Here is a 23,994-nt window from a genome sequence, read left to right on the forward strand (position 1 = left end):
TTACTGCAGCGTGTCCGAGGCCGTCGCGCGCAGCGTTCCCCCGGCCCCGGCGACCGCGACGACGTCGAGCGCGAGCAGGTCGTCGAACGCGGCGTCCGCGGCCAGCTCCCGCACCTGGATCTGGTACCGCGGCGTCGTGCGGTAAGTGCCGCCCTGCTCGTCGCTCACCTGCACCAGAAAGCCTTGATCGGCAAGGAATCGCAGCGCCCGCGACACCATGCCGCGCGTGGTGTCCGCCGCCATCCGGCCGTCCTTCGTCGCCGCCGCGGCCGGACGCCGAGCGTACGCGCGCCACGCCTGCTCCAGCTCCGGCGCGTCCGCGAGCGGGTCGTTGTTCGCCTCGGCCAGCTGCGCGCGCTCGTCGAGCACGCGCGCTGCTTCGCGGACCATCGCGTCGACCTGCTCGACGCTCACCCGGCCGATGTAGGTGTCGTTGGCCAGGTCGTCCGGCCGCGGGTAGCCGAGCGCGGCCGTCGCGAGGTGGATCAGGCCGTGCAGCACCTTTTCCGTCTCGCGCCGCTCGCGGATCTTGGCCTGCCGCGCGTAGCTGTCCATCTTGATCTCGAAGACGGACTCGTCGGTGGCCGCGAGCACGCATCCGGCCTGCTGCGTCACCTCCAGCACCATCAGCCCGAGCCCGGACGCGACCGCGTGGGTGAGCGCCTTGAACGCGTTGTCCTCGCCGTAGCGGCGCACCAGCTCGCCGTACACGACGTCGCGGGCGGGCAGCTGCTTCGGGCGCATCCCGAATGCGACGAGGCGCGCGGCGGCCTCGGCGTCGACGCTCGTGTGCGTCACCGGCATCAGGCGACCTCCTCGGTCTCGTCGTCAGCTCGTTCGACCTCCGCGGTGATCAGCAGCAGATCGGCCCCGCCGAACTCCGGGTCGTCGAGCAGGGTGCCGTCGTCGACGGCGAGCAGCACCTGGCGTTCCCCCTGCCGGCGCGCCGCGCCGACCTCGGGACTGTAAGCGTGCAGGGCACGCAGCGCGACCAGGGACGCCAGGTTCGGCTGCCCGGAGCGGCGCGCGTCCTCCAGCAGCCCGGACAGCCGCCGCGGCACGTCGGGCAGGTCGAGCAGTTCGTCGGCGAGCCGCCACACGTCGTCGCCGAAGCGGTCGGTCACCTCGGCGGGCACCAGCTCCGGCTCCGGCACCTCGCCGACCAGCTGGTCGCGTTCCGGGGCGGGCCGCAGCAGCAGGGACACCAGCGAGGACAGCGACGGCACGACCGGCGTCGTGATCCCGGCGACGGCGTGGAAGAAGTGCTCGGCGGGCGCGGTGGCGTCGGCGAGCGGCAGCCCGAGCGTCGGCATCAGGAGCTGGCCGAACAGGTCGATCGTGGCCCGCTGCGGCGGTCCGGAGAACTGCTGGCGGTCCTGTTCGGCGCGGAAGACCGCGCCCGCGTCGGCCAGCCGCGACTGAAGGCGGGTGTGCCGCCGGATGCAGTCGGCGACGATGTCGACCAGTTCGGCGGCGCGGCGCTTGTGGTCGGCGTCCTCGGACTCGTCGCGCGCGGTGGTGATGTTCTTCAGGATCGCGTTCTCCGCGCGGAACCGGGACTCGATGTGCCCGAGCGCCGATTCGATCAGCTCCGGCACCTCGCTCTCCCAGTCGACCGCGCGCACGTCGCGGCGGGTCGCGTCAAGCTTCGCGCGCAGCGTCTCGCCGTACTGCACGGTGCGGTAGCGCGCCTGCTCCGCGGCGAGCTTCGCGTCGGCGAGGCGGCCGCGGTTGATCAGGTTCTCCAGCTTCACCTCGGCCGCGATCTGCGCCGACTCGACGTCCGTGTCCAGCGCGCCGACCAGCACGTTGATCGCCTCGTCGGTGGCGCGCAGGTACACCTCGCCGTCGGGGGCGGCCAGCTCGACCAGCAGCTTGAAGTCGAACTGGCGGCGCTGGTAGCCGCCGGGGCCGAGCGAGCCGTACACGCGCCGGAAGCCGCGATCGGTGGTGCCGACGTTGATCAGGTTGTCCAGCACCCACTTCGCCACGCGCACGTGCTCTTCCGGCATCCGCGAGGGCGCCTGCAGCGAGATGAACGGCAGCAGCCGGTCGATCACCTGGTCGTGACCCGCGCCGGTGTCGAAGTCCATCGCGATGGTGACCTGGTCGATCGTGTGCAGCGCGATCTCGGCCATCTGGTACACCGTGGCGTCGGCCCAGTCGAGCTTCGCCTTGCGCGCGTCGAGGTCGTGCAACGGCGCGGTGCAGGCGAGCGCCTTCAGCCGACGGGTCAGCCCCTCGTCGGCGAGCCCAGCGGCGCCCATCTCGTCGTATCGCACAGCAGGTCAGGCTAGTCGGCCCGGCCGGGAGCCCGCACACGCGGACGGCTAGCGTGGCGGGCATGCGGGAGATGACCAGGGCGGAGTGGTGGAAGTTCGCGAGCGAGGGCACGCGGACCGGGATGCTGGGGATCGTGCGGGCCAACGGGGCCCCGGTCGTCACGCCGGTGTGGTTCCTGCTGAACGAGGGGCCGAACGGCGACGAGCTGATCTTCACCACCGGCACGGACACGCTCAAGGGCAAGGCCCTGCGCCGCGACGCGCGGCTCTCGCTCGCGGTGGACGACCAGCGGCCGCCGTTCTCGTACGTCCAGTTCACCGCCGAGGCGGAACTGCACCACGACTACGACGAAATGCTGGAGTGGGCCACCCGGCTCGGCGCGCGGTACATGGGCGAGGAGAACGGCCCGGCCTACGGCAAGCGCAACGCCGTCCCCGAAGAATCCCTCGTCCGGGCGAGGATCACGAAGGTCATCGCGCGGGCGGACATCGCCGGCTTCTGACCTACGCGTTCTTTCTGCTCGCGCTCCGCGGCCACGGCTGCGGAGCGTAATGCCGCGATCGCACTATTGACACCGCACCTGCCGAGGGTGTGTGATCTGTCCCGATAAATAGGAAACTTTCCTAACGAAGACCGTGCAGTTCCCCGCCGCCGCCCCGATCCCCCTCAAGCAGGAGGCCCCCGTGGCACGACGCTCGACGTTGAGCGCGCTGTTCGCCGGTACCGCGGCGACCGCGCTCGGCTGCGCACTGCTGACCCCCGTGACCGCCACCGCGGCGACCGGGGATTACGAGTCCGAGGACGCGACGCTCTCCCAGGCCAAGATCGCCACGAACCACTCCGGCTATTCCGGCAAGGGATTCGTGGATTTCGAAAACGTCGTCGGCAGCTACGCCGACTACTCGGTCAACGCGGCACAGGCCGGCACGCACACGCTGACTTTCCGCTATGCCAACGGAACCGCCGACGACCGGCCGATGAAGCTCGTGGTCGACGGCGGCGACAAGGGCACGGTTTCCTTCCCCGGCACGGGTTCCTGGACGACGTGGAAGACCGTCACCGCGACCGTCCAGCTCACCGCGGGCGTCAACCACGTGCGCACCGTTTCGGCGTCCGCGAACGGCGGGCCCAACACCGACAAGATCACCGACAGCTTCAGCGCCCCGGTGGACACTGAGCCGCCGACGCCGCCGAAGAACTTCCAGGCGTCGAACATCCGGCCCACCGCGGCCGATTTCCGCTGGGACGCGGCGACGGACAACGTCGGCGTCACGCGGTACGAGATCAACCGCGGCGGCAACACGCTGAAGGTCGTGGACGGCAAGACCACCTCGGCGACCGTCGACCAGCTGACGCCGAACACGTCGTACGACATCTCGGTGATCGCCTACGACGCGGCGGGCAACCCGTCCCAGCCGAGCAACGTCGTCGGCGTGAAAACCCCGCCCAGCGACGACAAAACCCCGCCGAGCGTGCCCGGTTCGCTCAAGGTCACCGGCAGCACTTCGGACAGCATTTCGCTGTCCTGGAAGGCTTCCACCGACGACAGCGGCTCGATCGCGGGCTATGACGTGTACCAGGGCGGCACCGTCGTCTCGACCACGTCGCAGACTTCGGCGACGGTCACCGACCTCAAGCCGAACACGTCCTACACGTTCACGGTGAAAGCCCGTGACCCCAACGGAAACGCCTCCGCGGCGAGCAACGCGGTCACCGCGAAGACGACCAGCAGCAGCGGTGCGGGCGGCGGAATCCCGTCGTACGACAAGGACATCGCGAAGGTCGACCTCGGCTGGGCGGTCGGTTTCCTGCCGAACGGCAACGCCTTGGTGACCGAACGGGACCGGTTCGAGCTGCTGCAGATCACCCCGGACGGCAAGAAGACGACGCTCGGCAAGATCCCCGGCGTGGTCACCACGAACGGCGAGGGCGGCCTGCTCGGGCTGGCGATTTCGCCGCAGTGGAACACCGACCACGCGGTGTACCTGTACCACACGTCGTCCAGCGACAACCGGATCGTGAAGGTCACCTACGACGGCGCCACGCTGTCGAAGACCACCACGCCGGTGCTGACCGGGATGTCGAAGAACCAGTACCACAACGGCGGCCGGATCGCGTTCGGCCCGGACGGCAAGCTGTACGCCACCGTCGGCGACGCGAAGGTCAAGGCCAACGCGCAGAACAAGAGCTCGCTCAACGGCAAGATCCTGCGGCTCAACCCGGACGGTTCCGCGCCGAGCGACAACCCGTTCTACGCCACCGGCGGCAACGCGCGGTACGTCTGGAGCTACGGGCACCGCAACCCGCAGGGCCTCGCCTGGGATTCGCAGGGGCGGCTGTGGTCGTCGGAGTTCGGCGAGAGCAGCCAGGACGAGCTGAACCTGATCCAGAAGGGCGGCAACTACGGCTGGTCGGCGTGCGAGGGCACGATCGGCGACTGCAAGGGGACGATCGCGCCGAAGAAGACGTGGCCGACCTCGCAGGCCGGGCCGTCGGGCATCGAGATCGTGAACGACTGGATCTACATCGCGGCGGTGACCGGCAAGCAGTTGTTCGCGACGCAGATCAAGGGCGACAGCATCGGCACCGTGTCGGCGGTGTTCTCCGGCCGCTGGGGCCGGCTGCGCTCGGTGACCAAGACGCCGGACGGACACCTCTGGGTGACCTCGACGAACAACGACAAGCTCGGCGGCACGCCGGACACCATCGACAACGTGGTGGTGCAGCTGAAGTTCCCCGGCGCGGCGTTCGCCGGATAAAGCCGCGGCAGGGGTGACCGGAGCGGCGCCGGTCACCCCTGCCGCACCTTATTCTTTCACCAGTTCGTAGCAGCGGATCCGCGCCTTCGCGTCGAAGACGGGCACCGTGACCATGATTTCGTCCGCGCCGGTCTGCTTCGCCAGCTCCGCGAGCCGCGCCTGGACCTGCTCCCGCTCGCCGTACGCCTGAGCCGCGCGGAAGTGTTCGAGCTGCGGAACCATCTCCGGCGCGAACTCGTAGGCGGCGGCCTCGTCCGGCGTGAGCATCGGCTGGTCTCCCCCGCCGCCGGTGAGCAGATGGGACTTCAGGACGTTCATCGGCCCGGAGAGGTATTCGGCTTCGTCCTCGGTGTCCGCGCAGATCGTCTCGACGCACAACAGCACGTACGGCTCGGAGCGCCACTTCGACGGCCGGAACTTCTCCCGGTACCGCTCCAGCGAGGGCGCGGTGTTGTCCGGCCGGATGTGATGCGCGAACGCGATCGGCAACCCGCGCTCAGCCGCCACCTCCGCGCCCGCCGGACTGGAACTGAGCAGCCACGGCTCCGGCACGGTCACCCCGCCGGGGAGGACCTTGTCGCTGCCGAGATGCTTCAGGAGCTCGTCGACGTCAGCGTGATAGTCGGCTTCCCCGGCCGGCTCTGCTCCGCGGCGCAGCGCCCGGATGATGTCCGGATCGAGCGCACCCGGCCCCCGCCCCACACCGAGATCGACCCGGCCGCCGTTGAGCGCGGACAGGGTGCCGAACTGCTCAGCCAACGCGAACGGCGCGTGATTGGGCGCGAGAACGCCGCCGGACCCGACTCGGACCCGGGACGTCACCGCACCCGCGTGCGCCGCGAGCACCTGTGGGGAGGCACTGGCGATGGCCGGGGAACCGTGGTGCTCGGCAAACCAGAGCCTGCGGTAGCCGAGCTCGTCGACCCGGCGCGCGACAGCGGAGAGCGGTTCGAGCGCCGCGGTGGCCGACTGCCCGGCCTCGACCAGCGCGAGTTCAAGTGCGGAGAGCGGCAGATCGATCATGCCCCCTACGGTAGCGAAGACAGTGGTGTGGCGGGGGTGATTTGTCCACTGTGGACGAAGTCTTGACGGCCGGGGCGGCGCGGTTGGGGGGCGGGCAGGTGGTGCGGAAAGCGCAGGGTGGGGTGGGGCGTGGTGCGGAAGGCGTAGCGGGAGGTCCGCGGGGCAAGGGATGATGTCGGGCTCGGCCAGCGCGGCGAGGTTCTTCGGCATGCGCACCCTCGTGAGCGTTTTTGCCGGTTAGAACCGGCATGAACACTCACGAGACTCCCGCCAACGATCGCGCAGGCCCCAGGCGACCGCGGCTGGATCTTTCGAGGCGGCTTCTTATCCCTCAGATCTTGGCGGGCCGACCCTCGCCAGCAAGCCGCCTCGGCTGGTGGCTCCGCGACTGGGCTGCTCCGCTCTCGCAAGTCACCGCGGACGGATCAGGCTGGTCGCCAGACCACCGCACGAAGCGGGCTTCCGCCCGAGAAAGCCACAAACCGGGCCAGACAAGCCACTGCGAAGGGATGAAGCAGACCTCGCCCCTCCCTGGGCGAAGCAGGCTTCCGCCTCAGAAAGCCGCAACCGGGCCAGGCAATTCTACTTCAAAGGGATGAAGCAGGCCGCTCCCTTCCCACACAAGCCAGCGACCGCGCGAAGCGGGCTTCCCGCCCGAGAAGCCACAAGCCGGGGCCGGGCACGCCACGGCAAAGGGATGAGGCAGGCCCCTCCCTTACCCCAGCGACGCGCGAAGCGGGCTTCCCACCGAGACGCCGCAAACCGGGCCACGCAGGCCACTCCCCCACGCCACTGCGGCGGGGCTAGGCCGTCCCGAACCAGAACCCCGCCGTCAAGCGCGTCAGGCTTCTTCTTCCAGCATTTCCGGGGTCACCGCCGATTCGGTGTCCGGGATGCTCAGCTCCTTCGCCCGCTTGTCCGCCATCGCCAGCAGCCTGCGGATCCGTCCGGCCACGGCGTCTTTCGTCATCTGCGGGTCGGACAGCTGGCCCAGTTCCTCGAGCGACGCCTGGCGGTTCGACAGGCGCAGACGTCCGGCGGCGAGCAGGTGGTCGGGGGCGGTGTCGCCGAGGATCTCCAAGGCGCGTTCCACCCGGGCGGCCGCGGCGACGGCGGCGCGAGCCGAGCGGCGCAGGTTCGCGTCGTCGAAGTTCGCGAGGCGGTTGGCGGTCGCCCGCACTTCGCGGCGCATCCGGCGTTCTTCCCACTGCAGCACGCTCGTGTGCGCGCCCAGACGGGTCAGCAGGGCGCCGATGGCGTCGCCGTCTCGGACCACGACCCGGTCCGCGCCTCGCACCTCCCGGGACTTCGCTTGGATGCCCATCCGCCGCGCCGCGCCGACCAGGGCCAAGGCCGCTTCCGGGCCGGGGCAGGTCACTTCCAGCGAGGACGAGCGGCCTGGTTCAGTCAGCGAACCGTGAGCCAGGAAGGCACCGCGCCAGGCTGCTTCGGCGTCGGCCACTCCGCCGGACACCACGGCGGCGGGCAGGCCTCGCACGGGGCGGCCGCGCTGGTCGATCAAACCCGTCTGGCGCGCCAGGCCCTCGCCGTCCTTCACCACGCGCACGACGTAGCGCGTCCCCTTGCGCAGGCCGCCGCTCGCGGTGATCACGTGCACGTCCGAATGATGTCCGTACAGCTCGTGGATCTCCTTGCGCAGCCGCCGCGCGACCGAACCCGTGTCCAGCTCCGCTTCGACCACCACCCGGCCGGCCACGATGTGCAGCCCGCCCGCGAAGCGAAGCAGCGACGCGACCTCCGCCCGGCGCGGCCCGATCTTCGTGATCTCGAGCCGGCTCAGTTCGTCTTTCACCGCGGCGGTCATCGCCATGTACTGCCCCTCCTGCCTTTCGCTGCGCGCCCGCCGTCACCCACAGTGCTCCCCGCCGAGGCCGAGTGCCTCTCGCATGCACTGGGCGAGCGCACCAGGATCATGCCGTCCCGCCACGACCGGGTCGGCCACCGCCCCCAGGCAGGCCCTCGCCCCGAGGCGTTCGGCCGCCCGGCGCAGGCTTGCCGGGTCAGGGACGGAATCACGGTCCGCGACGACGGCGTCGACCCGCAGCGCGGGCGCGTGCTCGAAGAGTACGTCCAGATGCCGCTCCGGGGAGAATCCGCCGGTTTCCCCCGGTTGGGGGACCAAGTTCAGCACGACGACCTTCGTCGCCGCCGTGCGCACGAGCGCGTCGTGCAGATCCGGGACCAGAAGATGCGGCAGCACGCTGGTGAACCACGAGCCGGGGCCGAGGAACACGACGTCCGCCTCCAGCACCGCCTCGATCGCCTCCGGGCAGCCGCGCGGCGGACGCTCCTGGCGGCCGGCCGGGTGCAGCGTGATGCGGTGCACCTGGCCGGGCGTGCTCGCGACCGCGACCTGGCCGCGGATGCGCCGGATCGCGTCCGGGTCTTCGCTGTCCAGGCCGCTGACCTCGCCCTCGATCTCCAGCGGCTCCGGCGACATCGGCAGCACCCGGCCGGAGATGCCCATCAGCCTGCTCGCCTCGTCGAGCGCGGCCACCGGGTCGCCGAGCACCTCGAACAGCCCGGCGAGCAGCAGGTTGCCGACCGCGTGCCCGGCGAGCGCGCCGTCGCCGCCGAAGCGGTGCTGGAACACCTCCGCCCACAGCCGCCCGCCGTCCTCCGCGGCGAAGGCGGCGAACGCCTGGCGCAGGTCGCCCGGCGGCAGCAGCCCCAGTTCGCGCCGCAGCCTGCCGGACGACCCGCCGTCGTCGGCCACTGTGACCACCGCCGTGACGGCGCGGGTGATCCGCCGGAGCGCGGTCAGCGTCGCGTGCAGCCCGTGTCCTCCGCCCAGCGCCACCGCGCGCACGTCACTCCCGGCCAAGATCCCGGTGCACCACCTTTACTGCCATGCCATCCTCATTGGACAGTCGCTGGGCGAGTTCCTCGGAGATCGCGACGCTGCGGTGCTTGCCGCCGGTGCAGCCGACCGCGAGCGTCAGGTACCGCTTGCCCTCGCGCTTGTAGCCTGCGCCGATGAGCCGCAGCAGCTGGTGGTAGCGGTCGAGGAATTCCTCGGCGCCTTCCTGCGACAGCACGTAGTTGCGCACCTCGCCGTCGAGGCCGGTGTGCTCGCGCAGCTCCGGGATCCAGAACGGGTTCGGCAGGAACCGCACGTCCATCACCAGGTCGGCGTCCATCGGCAAACCGTACTTGTAGCCGAAGGACAGCACGGTGACGCGGGTCTGCGTGCTGGCCTCGGAACCGAACGCGTCCTCTATTTTCGCGCGCAGGTCGTGCACCGACAGCGCGGACGTGTCGAGCACCAGGTCGGCTTCCTCGCGCAGCGGCGAAAGCAGTTTGCGCTCGGCGGTGATGCCGTCGGCGAGCCTGCCGTCGCCCTGCATCGGGTGGCCGCGGCGGACCGACTCGAACCGGCGCACCAGCACCGCGTCGGTGGCCTCCAGGAACAGCACGCGCGGCTTGTACCCGCGCGCGTCGAGGTCCTTGATGACCGAGGCGAGGTCGTCGGTGAACGCGCGCGAGCGCACGTCCATCACCACCGCCACCTTCGTGATCGCCCCCCGTGCCTGCGCGCCGAGCTCGACCATGGTGGCGATCAGCTCCGGCGGCAGGTTGTCGACCACGAACCAGCCGAGGTCCTCCAGGCATTTGGCCGCCGTGGAGCGGCCCGCGCCGGACAGGCCGCTGACGACCGCGACCTCCATCCCGCTGCCCCGCTTTTCCTCTTCCGCACTCACGTCTGTGCTTCCTTCCCGATCACGACCCCTGGTCCCCTCCCGGTACTGCCCGCGGTGCGGCGCCGGTCTCCCCGGCCAGTGCCGCCACCACGGCCTCGGCAGTGCGCCTGCCGAAGCCGGGCACCGCTTCGATTTCCTCGACCCGGGCCTGTTTGAGCTTCTTCACCGAGCCGAAGTGCTTGATCAGCGCGGTGCGCCGAGCCTGCCCGAGTCCGGGCACACTGTCCAATTCGGACGTCTGCATGCGCTTGGCGCGCTTTTCGCGGTGGTAGCGAATGGCGAACCGGTGCGCCTCGTCGCGAAGCCGCTGCAGCAGATACAGCGCGTCCGACGTGCGCGGCAGGATCATCGGATCCGGTTCGCCGGGCAGCCACACCTCTTCGAGCCGCTTCGCGAGCCCGACGACGGCGATGTCGGTGATGCCCAGTTCGGCGAGCACGTCCGCGGCCGCGGTGGCCTGCGGGCCCGCGCCGTCGACGACCAGCAGGTTGGGCGGGTAGGCGAACTTGCGCGGGCGGCCGGTCTCCGGGTCGATCCCGGCGCGCACCGGCCGGACCGCCTCGTCCGCGGTCTCCGACGCGGTTTCCGTTGTCTCCTCGGCGTTTTCGGCCGTTTCCTTGAGGTACCGGTAGAACCGCCGCCGCACGACCTCGGCGATGGACGCGACGTCGCCCTCCGTCGCCGCCTCGCGCAGCGCGAACTTGCGGTACTCGGACTTGCGCGGCAGCCCGTCCTCGAACACCACCAGCGACGCCACGACGTCGCTGCCCTGGATGTGGCTGATGTCGATGCATTCGATGCGCAGCGGCGCGCTGTCGAGCGCGAGGTAGTCCTGAAGTTCCTGCAGCGCCGCGGACCGCGCGGTGAGATCGCCCGCGCGGCGCAGTTTGTGCTGGGTGAACGCTTCCTTGGCGTTGCGCTCCACCGTTTCCGCGAGCGCCTTCTTGTCTCCGCGCTGCGCGACCCGCAGCCGTACCCGCGACCCGCGCAGGCCGGACAGCCACTCCGCGACCGCGTCGGCGTCCGCGGGCAGCTCCGGCACCAGCACCTCGCGCGGGACGACCGGACCGGTCTCGACGTCGTCGCGGCCCGCGCGGTCGGATTCCTCGCCGTAGAACTGGGTGAGGAAGTGGTCGACCAGCGCCTGGACGTCCATTTCCTCGGCCTTGTCGATCACCCAGCCGCGCTGCCCGCGCACGCGCCCGCCGCGCACGTGGAACACCTGGACGGCGGCTTCCAGCTCGTCGTGCGCGAACGCGACGACATCGGCGTCCGTGCCGTCGCCGAAGACCACGGCTTGTTTCTCCATCGCGCGCCGCAACGCGCCCAGATCGTCCCGCAGCCGCGCGGCGCGCTCGAACTCCAGCTCCTCGGAAGCGGCGGCCATCTCGCGTTCGAGCCGCCTCACCATCGCGTCCGTGCGGCCGGCGAGGAAGTCGCAGAAGTCCTCGACGATCGCCCTGTGCTCGTCCGCCGACACCCGGCCGACGCACGGAGCCGAGCACTTGTCGATGTAGCCGAGCAGGCACGGCCGCCCGATCTGCCCGTGGCGGCGGAAGACGCCGGCGGAACAGGTGCGGGCGGGGAAAACGCGCAGGAGAAGGTCGAGCGTCTCGCGGATCGCCCACGCGTGCGAGTACGGCCCGAAGTAGCGGACGCCCTTCTTGCGCGCACCGCGGTAGACGTGCAGCCGGGGGAACTCCTCGTTCAGCGTGACCGCGAGGACCGGGTAGCTCTTGTCGTCGCGGTAGCGGACGTTGAACCGCGGGTCGAACTCCTTGATCCAGTTGTACTCCAGCTGGAGCGCCTCGACCTCGGTGCCGACGACGGTCCACTCGACGCTCGCCGCGGTGGTGACCATCTGCCGCGTGCGCGGATGAAGGCCGGACAGGTCGGCGAAGTACGAGTTGAGCCTGCTGCGGAGGCTCTTCGCTTTGCCGACGTAGATGACCCGCTTGGCGTCGTCGCGGAACTTGTAGACGCCAGGCGAGTCCGGGATGCTCCCCGGCTGAGGTCGGTAGGTGGTCGGATCAGCCACGTGCCCCACTGTATGGCGAGGGTCCGACAGTTTCCGTGAGACCCCTTGCTGCGGGCGGCTTCGACCTCTCAGGAAAGCTGCTCCGCCGAGTCCAGCAGGTACTGCGGCAGCTTGCTGCTCGCGGCCAGGACCTCGACGCCCACCAGCCGCCCGCTCTCGCCGAAGTCGAGGTTGATCATCCCGTCGACCGCGACCGGGTCGCACGGATACATGTACGCCGACTTCGTGGAATCGCCCGGAGCCACGAAATAGATGTAGGCCGCGTTGGCTACCCGGTCGTAAGTGACTCTGACTTCCGCCATCGCTTCTCCCCGTCGTCGCCGGAAGAAACCGGCCTGCCGTAGCCTAGCCTCGCCGACCCGCCGAACGATCAGGGAGCAGCCATGACCGTCCGCGTCGCCACCTGGAACGTGAACTCCATCGTTCCCCGGCTGCCGCGCGTGCTCGACTGGCTCGACAGCACCGCTCCGGACGTTCTGTGCCTTCAGGAGCTCAAGAACACCACCGAAGCCTTCCCCGCCGACGAGATCACCGCGCGCGGGTACGAGGTCGCCGCGTACGGGCTGGGGCGGTGGAACGGCGTCGCGATCCTCTCGAAGATCGGGCTCGACGACGTGGTGCGCGGGCTGCCGGGCGAACCGGGCTTCGACGGGAAGGCCGAGGCGCGCGCGATCGGCGCGACGTGCGGCGGGATCCGTGTCTGGTCGGTGTACGTGCCGAACGGGCGCGAGCCGGAAAACCCGCACTACGCCTACAAACTCGAGTGGTTCGAGAAGCTCGGCGACCTCGTCGGCGAAGAACTGACCCACGCGCGCCCGTTCGCGGTGCTCGGCGATTTCAACGTCGCGCCGACCGACGAGGACGTCTGGGACATCTCGCTGTTCGCCGAATCCACGCACGTCACCGAACCCGAACGGGCCGCGCTCAAGAAGCTCCGCGACGCCGGGTTGTCCGACGTGTTCCCGCGGCCGCTGAAGTACGACCACCCGTTCACGTACTGGGACTACCGCGGCGGGAACTTCCCCAACAACAAGGGAATGCGCATCGACCTCGCCTACGGGAACGAGGTTTTCGCCAAGGCGGTCACCGATTCCTACGTGGATCGCGAAGCCCGCAAGGGCAAGCAACCGTCCGACCACGCGCCGATCGTCGTGGATCTGGACCTGTAGGAGACCTCAGGCCTCGGTGGCGGCGCGGTGCAACCGGCGCAGCGCGCGCACCGCCGTCACCGCGCGTTCGCGGTCCACTGCCTGCACGGCCATCACCGAGAAGTACTCGTCGTCCGGCAGTTCCAGCCGGGCCCACGAAGCCCCGTCCGGGAAGCTGATCGACAGCACCTGATCCCAGGTGAAAACCCGCCGCGCCAGGACGTTGCGGACCTCGATGCCGGTGGCGTCCGCGCGGACGCGGGCGTTGCCGAACAGCATCGTGCCCGCCGACAGCGCGACGCCGATGCCGATCATCGCGATCTGGTCCGACGCCTCGAACACCACACCGGTGTGCGAACTGCGCAGCAGGACCGCCACCACCACGAACGCCGCGAGCAGCGCCACCGCGAGCACGCTGCACATGATCAGCGCCCGGCGCGGCCGGATCACCAGGGCGGTCTGCTGCTCGGTCATCACGCTCACACGAATCCCCGCTCGGTCCACGGCTTGCCGAGACCGCGCAGCACGTGCGCGGTGTCGAGCGCCGCCACGGCCGCCTCGTAGCCTTTGTCCTCCACGGAGCCGGGCATGCCGGAGCGGTCCAGCGCCTGCTGCTCGGTGTCGCAGGTCAGCACGCCGTTGCCGACCGGGGTGCTCTCGTCGAGCGCGACCCGGGTGAGACCAGCGGTGACCGCGTCGCACACGTACTCGAAGTGCGGGGTGCCGCCGCGGATCACGACGCCCAGCGCGACGACCGCGTCGTGGTTGCGCGCGAGCGCTTGCGCCGCGACCGGAAGCTCCACCGCGCCCGCCACCCGGATGACCGTGGGCTCTTCCTCGAGCCCGGCGTCCTTCGCCGCGGCGAGCGCGCGCTCCAGCAGCACGTCGGTGATCTTCGCGTTCCACCGCGTCGCGACGACCGCCAGCCGCAGGGACTTGCAGTCGCGCAGGTCGAGCGCGGCTTCCGGCCGCCCCTCGCCGCTCATCGCGTGGTGTCCTCCTCGGTGCCCGGGTCGGACGCGCCGACCTGGTCGTAGTGCTCGAGCTGGCTGAGGTCGTGCCCCATCCGGTCGCGCTTGGTGCGCAGGTAACGCAGGTTTTCCGGATTCGGCGAGATCGGCAGCGCGACCCGGCCGGTGACGCGCAGGCCGTAGCCCTCGAGGCCGACCCGCTTCGCCGGGTTGTTCGTGAGCAGCCGCATCGACCGGACGCCGAGGCCGCACAGGATCTGCGCGCCGGTGCCGTAGTCGCGCGCGTCCGCCGGGACGCCCAGCGCCAGGTTCGCGTCGACGGTGTCCGCGCCCGCGTCCTGCAGCTGGTACGCCTGCAGCTTGTGCAGCAGGCCGATGCCGCGGCCCTCGTGCCCGCGGATGTACAGCACGACCCCGCGGCCCTCGTCGGCCACCTTCTGCAGCGCGGCGTCCAGCTGCGGGCCGCAGTCGCAGCGCAGCGAGCCGAACACGTCGCCGGTGAGGCATTCGGAGTGCACCCGGACCAGGATGTCCTCGCCGTCGCCGATCTCGCCGTACACGAAGGCGACGTGCTCGATCCCGTCGAGCAGGCTGTCGTACCCGACCGCGCGGAACTCCCCCGCGGCCAGCGGGATCCGCGCCTCGGCGACGCGTTCGACCTGCTTCTCGGTGCGCCGCCGGTAAGCGATGAGGTCCGCGATCGAGATGATCTTGAGGTCGTGGTCGGCGGCGAACACTTCCAGCTCGTCGCGCCGGGCCATGTCGCCCTCGTCCTTCTGCGACACGATCTCGCAGAGCGCGCCCGCCGGGTGCAGACCGGCCAGCCGGGCCAGGTCGACCGCCGCTTCAGTGTGACCGGGCCGGCGCAGCACGCCGCCTTCCTTGGCGCGCAGCGGCACCACGTGCCCGGGACGGCGGAAGTCCTTCGCGGTGGCTTCGGGGTCGGCCAGCAGCCGGGTCGTGTGCGCGCGGTCGGTGCCGGAGATCCCGGTGCTGATGCCCTCCGCCGCGTCGACCGTGACGCTGTACGCGGTGCCGCGCTGGTCCTGGTTCGTGTGGTACATCGGCGGCAGGTCGAGCCGGTCCGCCTCGGATTCGGTCAGCGCGACGCACACGTAACCCGAGGTGTAGCGCACCATGAAGGCGAGCAGCTCCGGCGTCGCCTTCTCGGCGGCGAAGATGAGGTCGCCCTCGTTCTCGCGGTCCTCGTCGTCCACGACGACCACCGCACGCCCCGCGGCGATGTCCGCGATCGCCGCCTCGATGGCGTCCACGTCGACCGCCGCGCCTGCTCCGCACGGGGTCCATCCGGTCTGCGGCTCGGCCGCCTTCGTCTCGCTCACGGGTGCTCCTTCGCTGCCGCCGCCGGGTGGATGTCACACATTGTGCGCGTTCGCCGCCACGTGTGGCGCAGTGAGCTTCTCCACGTACTTCGCGACGACGTCCACTTCGAGGTTCACGTGATCGCCTTCCTGCCGCCTGCCGAGGGTCGTCACCTCGAGCGTGGTGGGGATCAGCGCGACCGAAAACCGGTCCTCGGCGATGCTCGCGACGGTGAGCGAAACGCCGTCGACGGCGATCGAACCCTTCTCCACGACGTACCGCGACAAGGCCGGGGGCAGGGAGAACGTCGTCACGCCGCGCTCGTCGCGGGAGACGAAGACGCCGGTGCCGTCCACGTGGCCCTGCATGATGTGCCCGCCGAGCCGCCCGCCCGCCGGGGTCGCGCGCTCGAGGTTCACCGCGTCGCCGACGGCCACCTTCGCGAGGCTCGAACGCTGGAGTGTTTCGTTCACCACATCGACGGTGAACTCGCCGCCGGAGACCGTGACGACGGTCAGGCAGACGCCGCTGACCGCGATCGAATCGCCGTGGCCCGCGTCCGAGGTGACCAGCGGGCCGCGGACGGTGAGCCGAGCCGCGTCGGTGAGCTGCTCGACCGCGGTGACCTCGCCGACCTCTTCGACAATTCCCGTGAACACTGCTGCCTCCTCGCCCGGCCGCCGTCTTCGGCGACCCCTCCATCCAACACCCGCCCGGCCCCGGGAGCTTCCCCGGCCGGAACGTCAGCCGACGCGGAGGCGGGCGGCCTGTTCGCGCAGCGCGGCGACGGCGCGGCCCGGGTCCTCGGCCCCGTAGACGGCCGAGCCCGCGACGAAGCAGTCGACGCCCGCTTCGGCGGCCTGTTCGATGGTGTCGGAGTTGATCCCGCCGTCGATCTCGACGACCAGCTTGAGGTGCCCGGTGTCGACCAGGCGGCGCGCGGTGCGCACCTTGTCGAGCACGTCGGCGATGAACGACTGCCCGCCGAAGCCCGGTTCGACCGACATGACGAGCAGCGTGTCGTAGTGCTTGAGGGTTTCCAGGTGCGGTTCGAGCGGCGTGCCCGGCTTGATCGACAGCCCGGCCTTCGCGCCCGCGGCACGCAGGTTCTTCGCCAGCATGACCGGGTCCGCGGCGGCTTCCACGTGCACCGTGACGTTGTACGCGCCGGCCTCGGCGTAGCCGATCGCCCAGCGGTCCGGGTCGTCGATCATCAGGTGGCAGTCGATGGGGACGTCGGTGGACTTGAGGATCGACTGGACCACCGGCAGGCCGAGGGTCAGGTTCGGCACGAAGTGCGCGTCCATGACGTCCACGTGCACCCAGTCGGCCCGGGTCTCCCCGGGGCGCGCGACGGCCGCGATCTCCTCGCCGAGCTTGGCGAAGTCGGCGGACAGGATGCTGGGTGCGATGAGAGGTGAAGCCACGACCCGAGTGTAAAAGGACCCGGTTCCGGCCTGTTCACCGGCCGTGACCGCACCGGAGTTCGCTTTACGGACATCCGGCGCTCATCGGGATTCTCCGCGTCGAACACATCGTCGAGCACTAATGGGTCACGTCCGGAAGTTCCGGACGAGAGGCACTTCGAGGAGAACCATGAGAACGGTCTTGGCAGGCCGCCGCAAGTGGCTGGCCGCGGGCGCGCTCGGCGTCGCGATGGTCGCCGCCGCCCCGGTCGCGATCGCCGCGCAGGGCAACCAGGACGACCAGGGCACGCGGGCCGCTTCGGCCGGTGCGGGCGACCGCACGCAGGAGGTCCGCCAGGCGATCCAGGGCGGGCACGCGCGCAACGTCATCCTGTTCATCGGCGACGGCATGGGCCAGTCCGAGATCACCTCGGCGCGCAACTACGAACGCGGCGCGGCCGGGCGGCTCGCGATGGACGAATTCCCGCTGACCGGCGACTACACCACGTACGCGGTCGAGAAGGGCAACCCGGCGAAGCCGGACTACGTCACCGACTCCGCGGCCTCGGGCACCGGCTGGGCGACCGGCACGAAGACCTACAACGGCGCGATTTCCGTGGACGCCTACGGCAACCCGGTCCCGACGCTGCTCGAACTCGCCAAGCGCAGCGGCCTGCGCACCGGCGACGTGACCACCGCCGAGGTCCAGGACGCGACCCCGGCCGTGCTCGGCGCGCACGTCGTCGACCGTGACTGCAAGGGCCCGGACGAGACCACCAAGAAGTGCGCGCGGAACGCCAAGGAGAACGGCGGCGCGGGCTCGATCTCCGAGCAGCTCGTGCAGACCCGCCCGGACGTCCTCCTCGGCGGCGGCGCGAAGTACTTCGACCAGAAGGCGACCGCCGGGCAGTTCAAGGGCAAACCGGTGCTGGAGCAGGCCAAGGCCGCTGGATACACCGTGGTCAACACCGCTGACGACCTCGCCAAGGCGCGTCCCGGCAAGCCGCTGCTCGGGCTGTTCGCGCCGGGCAACATGCCGGTGAACTGGACCGGCCCGAAGGCGACGCAGGGCGGCACCGCACCGACCCGCTGCACCGCGAACCCGGCCCTGCCGAAGACGCAGCCGAAGCTGGTGGCGCAGACGCAGAAGGCGTTGCAACTGCTGGAGGACCGCCGCAGCAACAAGGGGTTCTTCCTCCAGGTGGAGGGTGCGTCGATCGACAAGCAGGACCACGCGGCCGACCCGTGCGGGCAGATCGGCGAGACGATCGACTTCGACGCCGCTGTCGCCGCCGGGCTCGCGTATGCGCGCAGCCACACCGACACGCTCGTTGTGGTGACCGCGGACCACGGGCACACCAGCCAGATCGTGTCCAACGACGCCAAGACGCCTGGGCAGACTGCCACGCTGATCACCAATGAGGGCGCGAACATGACCCTCAACTACGGGACTGCGCTGCCCGGTTCCTCAATGGAGCACACCGGCACGCAGGTCCGGATCGCGGCTTACGGGCCGCAGGCGGCGAACGTCGTCGGGCTGACCAACCAGACCGACCTGTTCGGCACCGTGAAGCGCGCTCTTCGCTTGCGCTGAGCCTGAAGTCCGTGAAGGGCTCCTTGAGGGAATCTGATTCCCTCAAGGAGCCCTTCACGGCTTTTTACGCGGGCGAGGGCAGCAGGTCGAGCGCTTCCGACCACGGACGGCGCGGGTCGAGCCGGTGCAGCCGGACGCCCGCCTCGGCCAACGTGTCCAGATGCCGCCGCCAAGCCGGATGGTGCTCCCGGGTCGGCTGGATCTGGTAGGCCACGACGATCGTGATCCCTGGCGCGCCAAGGACATCGCCGAGCAGCGTGAGCGCCTGGTTGTCCGCGATCCCCAGCGCCAGCTTCGCCACCGAGTTCGCCGAAGCGGGCGCGAAAAGGAACACCTTCGGATCCGGGTGCGGACGCGGCTCGCCGGGAAGGCGGGACGTGCTGCGCACCGGAAGATCCGTCGTGGCTTCGAGTTCGCCCAGCCCGCCGGTGGCTTTCAGCCAGCCCCAGGCGGTCGGCGTGAGGGTGACGGTCAGCCGCCAGCCTCGGGCTACCGCAGGTTTCGCCAGCTCGTCGGTGAACCGGGTGTCCAGTCCGCCGCACGAGCTGGCGACCAAACCCAGATCCGTCACGGCTTGCGCAGCACCGCGCAGAACATCGCGTCGGTGCCGTGTCGGTGGGGCCACAGCTGGACGTACGGGCCGTCGCCGAGTTGCGGGACGTCCGGGAAGAACTCGCGGGCATCGACGATCTCGGACTTGGTCCGGCGGGCGGTTTCGCCTACCACGCCTTCGGTTTCGGCCAGATGCGGCGAGCACACGACGTACGTGACGATGCCGCCCGGACGCACCAGGTCCAGCGCCGCCATCAGGAGTTCGCCTTGCAGTTTGGTGAGGTCCGCGACGTCCGACGGCTTGCGGCGCCACCGAGCCTCGGGGCGTCGGCGGAGCGCGCCAAGACCGCTGCACGGGGCGTCGACCAGGATCCGGTCATAGCCCGGTTCGAGGCCGGTTTCGCGACCGTCGGCGACGTGCACGGTGACCGGCAGGCCCTCGGTCGCGTTCTCGATCAGCCGGGCCCGGTGCGGGGCCTTCTCGACGGCGTCCACGTGCGCACCGCTGATCTTGGCCAGCGCGCCGAGCAGCGCCGCTTTGCCGCCGGGGCCAGCGCACAGGTCCAGCCAGCGCTCGTCGGAGCCTTCCAGCGGGGCCTTGGTGACGGCGATGGCGCACAGCTGGCTGCCTTCGTCCTGCACCGCCGCGAGGCGCTCGCGCACCGGTTCCGCGTCGGCCGGGTCGCCCGCGCCGGCGGGCAGGTGGACGCCGTAGGGCGAGTACGGCGCGGGGTCGCCGCCGGTGATGGCGGCGAGTTCGTCTGCGCTGATCTCGCCGGGACGCGCGACCAGGTGCACCTCGGGGCGGGCGTCGTCCGCTTCGAGAGCGGCTTTCAGCTCAGCGCCCTTGTCCCCCAACGCTTCCGCGAACGACCGGGCGACCCAGCGCGGGTGCGCGGTGCGGAGCGCGTACGCGCCGATCGGGTCGGCGGCCTCGTCCGGCGTCAGTTCGTCGAGCCACTGCGTCTCGTCCTTCGCGGACACCGCGCGCAGGATGGCGTTCGTGAATCCCGTTGCCCACGAACCGGCTTCGGCGCGCACCAGGTCCACAGTGGACCCGACAGCGGCGTGCTCCGGGATCCGGGTGCGCAGCAGCTGGTAGACGCCGAGCCGCAGCGCGTCGAGCACCACCGGGTCGGTCTTCTCGATCGGCCGGTCGGCGCACGCGGCGATCACCGCGTCGAGCAGGCCCTGCGCACGAGAGGCGCCGTAGGTCAGTTCGGTGGCCAGCGCGGCGTCGCGGCCGGTCACGCGACGTTCCCGCAGCAGCTGCGGGAGGACGAGGTTAGCGTACGCGTCCTTCTCGCGCACAGCGCGCAGCACGTCGAACGCGACCTGGCGGGCCGGGTCGATCTCCGGCGGACGCCGCGGTCCCTGTTTGCGCGGAGCCGGACGGCCCCGCTGCGGCCGTGACGGCCGCCGTTCTCCACGCTCGTTCACTGGAGGCGCTCTCCTTCGTCGATCCTCGTGCCGCGCGCCCAGTCGGTGGCCGCCATCCGTTTCTTCCCGGCCGCCTGGACCTCGCCAAGCCGCACCGGTTTCGTCGCCGTGCCCACGAGCACGCGCTTGCGCTCGACCACCAGCTCGCCCGGCCGCGGACCGGGTTCGTCGAGCACGGTGACCGGCCCCAGCTTGAACCGCTCGCCGCGGAACTCCGCCCACGCGCCGGGATCCGGCGTCACCGAACGGATGAGCCGGTCGACCGCCGAAGCCGGGTCAGCGAACGACACGCGCGCGTCCTCGACGGTCACCTTCGGCGCGTAGCTCATGCCCTCGCCCGGCTGCTCGACCGCGCGGAGCGTGCCGTCCTCGATGCCGTCCACGGTGGACACCAGCAGATGCGCCCCGGACTCCGCGAGCCTGCCGAGCAGCACTCCGGACGTGTCGTCCGGGCCGATCGGCTCGGTCACCACGCCGAACACCGGCCCCGCGTCGAGCTCCTTCACGATCCGGAAGGTGGACGCGCCGGTCATCTCGTCCCCGGCGCGGATCGCCGCCTGCACCGGGGCCGCGCCGCGCCACGCGGGCAGCAGCGAAAAATGCAGGTTGACCCAGCCGTGCGCGGGAATGTCGAGCGCGGACTGCGGCAGCAACGCCCCGTACGCGACGACCGGGCAGACGTCCGGCTCCAGCTCGCGCAACCGGGCGAGAAACGCCGGATCGCCGGCGCGCGCGGGCGTGAGCACCTCGATGCCGTGCTCGTCGGCGAGCGTCCCCACCGGGGACCGCAGCACCTTGCGCCCGCGCCCGGCCTGGGCGTCCGGCCGCGTGACGACCGCGACGACCTCGTGCCGCTCGGACTCGATCAGCGCGCGCAACGACGGCACGGCAGGCTCCGGGGTGCCGGCGAAAACGAGACGCATCACCGCACCTCCGGAAGGGAAAAGGGAATTTCAGGCTGGTCGGACATCGGAAGCGAGTCTAGAAGACCCCCGCATCGACGGCGCGGCGCGGGCAGCCAGCCGCGGCGGGCGCCAGGATCGGGTATATGACCACGCTGAAGGCGACCCTGCACGACGACCTGACGACCGCGATCAAGGCCCGAGACCAGCTGCGCTCGGCAACGCTGCGGCTGACCCTCTCGGCGATCGGCTACGAAGAAACCGCAGGCGACACCGCCCGCGAACTCTCGGACGACGAGGTACAAAAGATCATCACCCGAGAGGTGAAGAAACGCCGCGACGCCGCCGAAGCCTTCGAGAAGGCAGGCCGAGCGGAATCAGCGGAACGCGAACGAGCCGAAGCAGAGGTCCTCACCGCCTACCTGCCCGCCCAACTCTCGGACGACGAGCTGCGCACCTTGGTCACCGAGGCAGTGACGGAAAGCGGCGCCTCCGGAATGGCCAGAATGGGTGCCGCGATGAAGGCGGTGCAGCCGAAGATCGCAGGCCGCGCCGAAGGCTCCCGCGTCGCCGCAGAGGTGAAACGCCAACTCGCCAACAGCTGACTCCTCCTGCGCCCCGTCCCGGCCCGCACTTCGCCGGGCCCGCTGTCCGTGAGGGCCACCCTGAGGAACTCTGATTCCGTCAGGGTTCCCCTCACGACCAACTCCGATGCGCCCCAATGCGGCATTGGGTGCGTCAGACGCACCGAACGCCACATTGGGTGCGTCCCACGCACCCAACGCCACATTGGGGATTTTTCATCTTGTTGGTGCTGGTTAGGTGGGGTTGACGGGGCTGGTTGTGGTTGTGCTGTAACGGAGTTGCGGGGCGGGCGTGGGCCGGGCGGGAACGCGGCGGAGCCCCCGGATGTTGATCAAGTCGTGACTCGAGAAAAAACGTCCGGGGGCTCCGCTCTCACTGTCTCACAGCAGGTTCTGGCCTCGTATCGCAGCGTGTTGCCGGTGTCGCCGCCCACGATCGCGATGCTGGCCGGGTTGATCGGCCGCCGCCGCCGGGCGATCGGGTCGCGGTGGCGCAAGGCGTCCCCGGCCGAGCAGGCGGTGCTGGTGCTGGCGATGCTGCGCCACGACCAGCGCCTGCTGGACCTGTCCCGCGCCAACGCGGTGTCGGCCGCCACGCTGCGCCGCTGGCTGCTGGAGGCCATCGACCTGCTCGCGGCCCGGGCGCCGCGGCTGGGGCGGGTGCTGCGGCGGCTGGCCGCCCGCGGCGCGGCGGTGGTGCTGGCCGACGGGACCCTGATCCGCACCCGCCGCCGCACCGGCACAGACAATCGCCGCAACTACAGCGGCAAGCACAAACACCACGGCCTCAACGTCCAAGGCCTCACCGACGAACACGGACGGCTGCTGTGGGTCTCGGCCGTGCTGCCGGGCAGGACCGCCGACATCACCGCCGCCCGCCGCCACCGGCTGCGCGACCGCCTCCACGCCCACGGCCTGACCCCCGCCGCGGACAAGGGCTACCAGGGCTGGCACAAAGACGTCCGCGACACCCGCCACTGCCCGGACTGCGGCGGCCCCTGCGCGCAGATCGTGCTCACCCCGTTCAAAGCCGAAACCAACCGGCCGCTCACCGAGCCGCAGAAACAGGCCAACAGCGTGTTCAACGCGATGCGCTGCGCGGTCGAGGGCGGCTTCGCCGCCCTCAAAACCTGGCGCGTCCTCGACAAACTCCGCATCGCACCACGCCACGCCACCACCCTCGTCCGCGCCCTGCTCGTCCTCACCCAGCACGAACAAGCCGTCCGCGACACCGCCCAGCCCACCCCGGCCTGACAACTACCACACCCCGTCAACCCGCCATGAACAGCACAAACCAGGATGAAAAATCCCCATTGGGGCGCTATCCCACCCACCAACCGCAGCCGACGCACCCACGCACCGAGCACCCCGCCCCACCCGCAGCCGGTGCACCCAACGGTCGAGGCACCCAGCCCCTGTACCGCAGCTGGTGCACCCAACCATCGAGGCACCCAGCCCTCCCCCGCACCCCGATACGAAGCTCCCCTGCGGTTCGGGGGTGCTTGTCAAGGCATCTTTCCCGCCTTGACAAGCACCCCCGAACCGTCAGCACAATCAAACTTCGGGGTGCCCCACGCAACCAACGGGCGCAATGTCGCCGCCAGGCGACGAGCCGCCCCACAGACACTCACTTAGAAGCAGCCATAGCCACCGCAGTAATAGTCGCCAACCCCCCAACCCCAGCCGCCCCCACAACCAACCCAGCCACAGCCGCAACCGAAGCAGCCAACCGCACCGCCAGCCCGGCAACCCACCGCAGCACCCGAACCACCGCGATCAACACAACCAGCGCCAGCACCAAAACCCCAGCCGACACCCCTTGCCCGCCGCTCTCCGCAGCAGCGCTCTCCGCAGCAGCCAGCACGGCACTCATAACCGCACCTCTATCCGCGGTTCGGCCAAACTCTCCCGCCCGAATTCGCGCACGTTCTCGTACGCCCGCCTGCGCATCTCCTCACGCGCCCGCACCCGCCGCCGTTCCGAGCCCAACTGCCACACCCACCGCCAGCCGATGACCGTCGCGACGACGGAACCGGCGAGGGTCACCAGGAAGGCCTGTCCGACGAGACCGTGGAGCGATTCGAGGCTCAGCAACACCAGCAGCGCCCACACCTGAGCGACGGTGAACGGGATGACCAGAGCTGCCGCGTACACCCCCCGACGCCAGCGAACCGGCTGAGGAGCGGGAAGAAACGGTTCCATGACTGCCTCCCTCGGTGGTGTGCTTCCAGAAAACCCCGGCGGCGCCG

22 protein-coding genes and 1 pseudogene are annotated in these 23,994 nt (G+C 70.4%); 6 read left to right on the plus strand and 17 right to left on the minus strand.

Features of this window, described 5'->3' with window-relative positions:
• Together DMP23_RS03380 and DMP23_RS03385 are read right to left on the minus strand one after the other, a co-directional pair.
• Positions 1-804 carry a hypothetical protein gene (locus DMP23_RS03380; RefSeq protein WP_037814632.1) on the minus strand — a complete coding sequence of 268 codons (804 nt, stop codon included), beginning with the start codon at positions 802-804 and terminating at the stop codon, positions 1-3.
• On the minus strand, positions 804-2,267 hold the full coding sequence (locus tag DMP23_RS03385) for a hypothetical protein (RefSeq protein ID WP_275295595.1): 1,464 nt from the start codon (positions 2,265-2,267) through the stop codon (positions 804-806). The genes DMP23_RS03380 and DMP23_RS03385 overlap by 1 nt, the downstream gene beginning before the upstream one ends.
• 77 nt (positions 2,268-2,344) lie before the next feature.
• Here DMP23_RS03385 and DMP23_RS03390 point away from each other — a divergent pair, with 77 nt between their 5' ends.
• Together DMP23_RS03390 and DMP23_RS03395 are read left to right on the plus strand one after the other, a co-directional pair.
• Positions 2,345-2,785, plus strand: coding sequence for a PPOX class F420-dependent oxidoreductase (locus DMP23_RS03390; protein ID WP_037814629.1), 441 nt, complete (start codon positions 2,345-2,347; stop codon positions 2,783-2,785).
• Positions 2,786-2,993: 208 nt separating this feature from the next.
• Positions 2,994-5,039, plus strand: a pseudogene (locus tag DMP23_RS03395) (PQQ-dependent sugar dehydrogenase); the annotation flags it as partial.
• Positions 5,040-5,090: 51 nt separating this feature from the next.
• On the opposite strand, the gene DMP23_RS03400 reads toward DMP23_RS03395, so the two are convergent.
• The 6 genes from DMP23_RS03400 to DMP23_RS03425 form a co-directional block, all read right to left on the minus strand.
• Positions 5,091-6,065, minus strand: coding sequence for an LLM class flavin-dependent oxidoreductase (locus DMP23_RS03400; protein WP_337820138.1), 975 nt, complete (start codon positions 6,063-6,065; stop codon positions 5,091-5,093).
• Positions 6,066-6,906: 841 nt separating this feature from the next.
• Positions 6,907-7,896: a DNA-binding protein WhiA gene (gene whiA, locus DMP23_RS03405; protein ID WP_093574335.1), complete on the minus strand. Its 990-nt coding sequence runs from the start codon at positions 7,894-7,896 to the stop codon at positions 6,907-6,909.
• Positions 7,897-7,932: 36 nt separating this feature from the next.
• Positions 7,933-8,895, minus strand: a complete 963-nt coding sequence (locus tag DMP23_RS03410) for a gluconeogenesis factor YvcK family protein (RefSeq protein ID WP_337824354.1) — start codon at positions 8,893-8,895, stop codon at positions 7,933-7,935.
• A gap of 1 nt (position 8,896) precedes the next feature.
• Positions 8,897-9,754 carry an RNase adapter RapZ gene (rapZ, locus tag DMP23_RS03415; RefSeq protein WP_020658140.1) on the minus strand — a complete coding sequence of 286 codons (858 nt, stop codon included), beginning with the start codon at positions 9,752-9,754 and terminating at the stop codon, positions 8,897-8,899.
• A gap of 52 nt (positions 9,755-9,806) precedes the next feature.
• Positions 9,807-11,825, minus strand: coding sequence for an excinuclease ABC subunit UvrC (uvrC, locus tag DMP23_RS03420; RefSeq protein ID WP_337820139.1), 2,019 nt, complete (start codon positions 11,823-11,825; stop codon positions 9,807-9,809).
• 68 nt (positions 11,826-11,893) lie between these two features.
• Positions 11,894-12,127, minus strand: a complete 234-nt coding sequence (locus DMP23_RS03425; RefSeq protein WP_337820140.1) for a DUF2283 domain-containing protein — start codon at positions 12,125-12,127, stop codon at positions 11,894-11,896.
• 81 nt (positions 12,128-12,208) lie between these two features.
• Between DMP23_RS03425 and DMP23_RS03430 the strand changes: the two genes are divergently transcribed.
• The gene (locus tag DMP23_RS03430) at positions 12,209-12,994 is read left to right on the plus strand and encodes an exodeoxyribonuclease III (RefSeq protein WP_337820141.1); all 786 of its coding nucleotides are present in this window, start codon (positions 12,209-12,211) and stop codon (positions 12,992-12,994) included.
• Positions 12,995-13,000: 6 nt separating this feature from the next.
• Here DMP23_RS03430 and DMP23_RS03435 read toward each other — a convergent pair whose 3' ends face one another.
• The 5 genes from DMP23_RS03435 to rpe form a co-directional block, all read right to left on the minus strand.
• Positions 13,001-13,447 (minus strand): PH domain-containing protein, encoded by a 447-nt coding sequence (locus tag DMP23_RS03435; protein ID WP_037814999.1) that lies wholly within the window; start codon positions 13,445-13,447, stop codon positions 13,001-13,003.
• Positions 13,448-13,452: 5 nt separating this feature from the next.
• Entirely contained in the window at positions 13,453-13,959 is a 507-nt protein-coding gene (ribH, locus tag DMP23_RS03440) for a 6,7-dimethyl-8-ribityllumazine synthase (protein ID WP_037814621.1), read from the minus strand.
• Entirely contained in the window at positions 13,956-15,287 is a 1,332-nt protein-coding gene (locus DMP23_RS03445) for a bifunctional 3,4-dihydroxy-2-butanone-4-phosphate synthase/GTP cyclohydrolase II (protein WP_337820142.1), read from the minus strand. Before DMP23_RS03445 ends, ribH begins: the two co-directional genes overlap by 4 nt.
• 33 nt (positions 15,288-15,320) lie before the next feature.
• Positions 15,321-15,926, minus strand: coding sequence for a riboflavin synthase (locus tag DMP23_RS03450; protein ID WP_337820143.1), 606 nt, complete (start codon positions 15,924-15,926; stop codon positions 15,321-15,323).
• 84 nt (positions 15,927-16,010) lie between these two features.
• Positions 16,011-16,694 (minus strand): ribulose-phosphate 3-epimerase, encoded by a 684-nt coding sequence (rpe, locus tag DMP23_RS03455; protein WP_037814617.1) that lies wholly within the window; start codon positions 16,692-16,694, stop codon positions 16,011-16,013.
• A gap of 169 nt (positions 16,695-16,863) precedes the next feature.
• On the opposite strand from rpe, the gene phoA reads away from it, so the two are divergent.
• A complete protein-coding gene (gene phoA, locus DMP23_RS03460) occupies positions 16,864-18,267 on the plus strand; it encodes an alkaline phosphatase (RefSeq protein WP_337820144.1) in 1,404 nt (467 codons plus the stop codon).
• Positions 18,268-18,331: 64 nt separating this feature from the next.
• On the opposite strand, the gene DMP23_RS03465 is transcribed toward phoA, so the two are convergent.
• Genes DMP23_RS03465 through fmt form a run of 3 tightly spaced genes read right to left on the minus strand, consistent with a single transcriptional unit; the run spans position 18,332 to position 21,182 of the window.
• Positions 18,332-18,838, minus strand: a complete 507-nt coding sequence (locus tag DMP23_RS03465) for a flavoprotein (RefSeq protein ID WP_337820145.1) — start codon at positions 18,836-18,838, stop codon at positions 18,332-18,334.
• Positions 18,835-20,259, minus strand: coding sequence for an RsmB/NOP family class I SAM-dependent RNA methyltransferase (locus DMP23_RS03470; protein WP_134666290.1), 1,425 nt, complete (start codon positions 20,257-20,259; stop codon positions 18,835-18,837). Before DMP23_RS03470 ends, DMP23_RS03465 begins: the two co-directional genes overlap by 4 nt.
• Positions 20,256-21,182, minus strand: a complete 927-nt coding sequence (fmt, locus tag DMP23_RS03475) for a methionyl-tRNA formyltransferase (protein WP_337820146.1) — start codon at positions 21,180-21,182, stop codon at positions 20,256-20,258. Before fmt ends, DMP23_RS03470 begins: the two co-directional genes overlap by 4 nt.
• Positions 21,183-21,307: 125 nt before the next feature.
• On the opposite strand from fmt, the gene DMP23_RS03480 reads away from it, so the two are divergent.
• A complete protein-coding gene (locus tag DMP23_RS03480) occupies positions 21,308-21,766 on the plus strand; it encodes a GatB/YqeY domain-containing protein (RefSeq protein ID WP_337820147.1) in 459 nt (152 codons plus the stop codon).
• A 399-nt stretch (positions 21,767-22,165) separates the two neighbouring features.
• Complete coding sequence (locus tag DMP23_RS03485; protein WP_337820148.1) at positions 22,166-22,999, plus strand: transposase family protein; 834 nt, start codon at positions 22,166-22,168, stop codon at positions 22,997-22,999.
• Between the two features lie 615 nt (positions 23,000-23,614).
• Here the strand turns inward: DMP23_RS03485 and DMP23_RS03490 are convergent.
• Positions 23,615-23,899: a hypothetical protein gene (locus DMP23_RS03490; protein WP_199817737.1), complete on the minus strand. Its 285-nt coding sequence runs from the start codon at positions 23,897-23,899 to the stop codon at positions 23,615-23,617.
• Positions 23,900-23,994 lie beyond the last annotated feature (95 nt).

Origin of the sequence: Amycolatopsis sp. A1MSW2902, assembly GCF_017312175.1 — a bacterium.
GTDB lineage: Bacteria > Actinomycetota > Actinomycetes > Mycobacteriales > Pseudonocardiaceae > Amycolatopsis > Amycolatopsis nivea.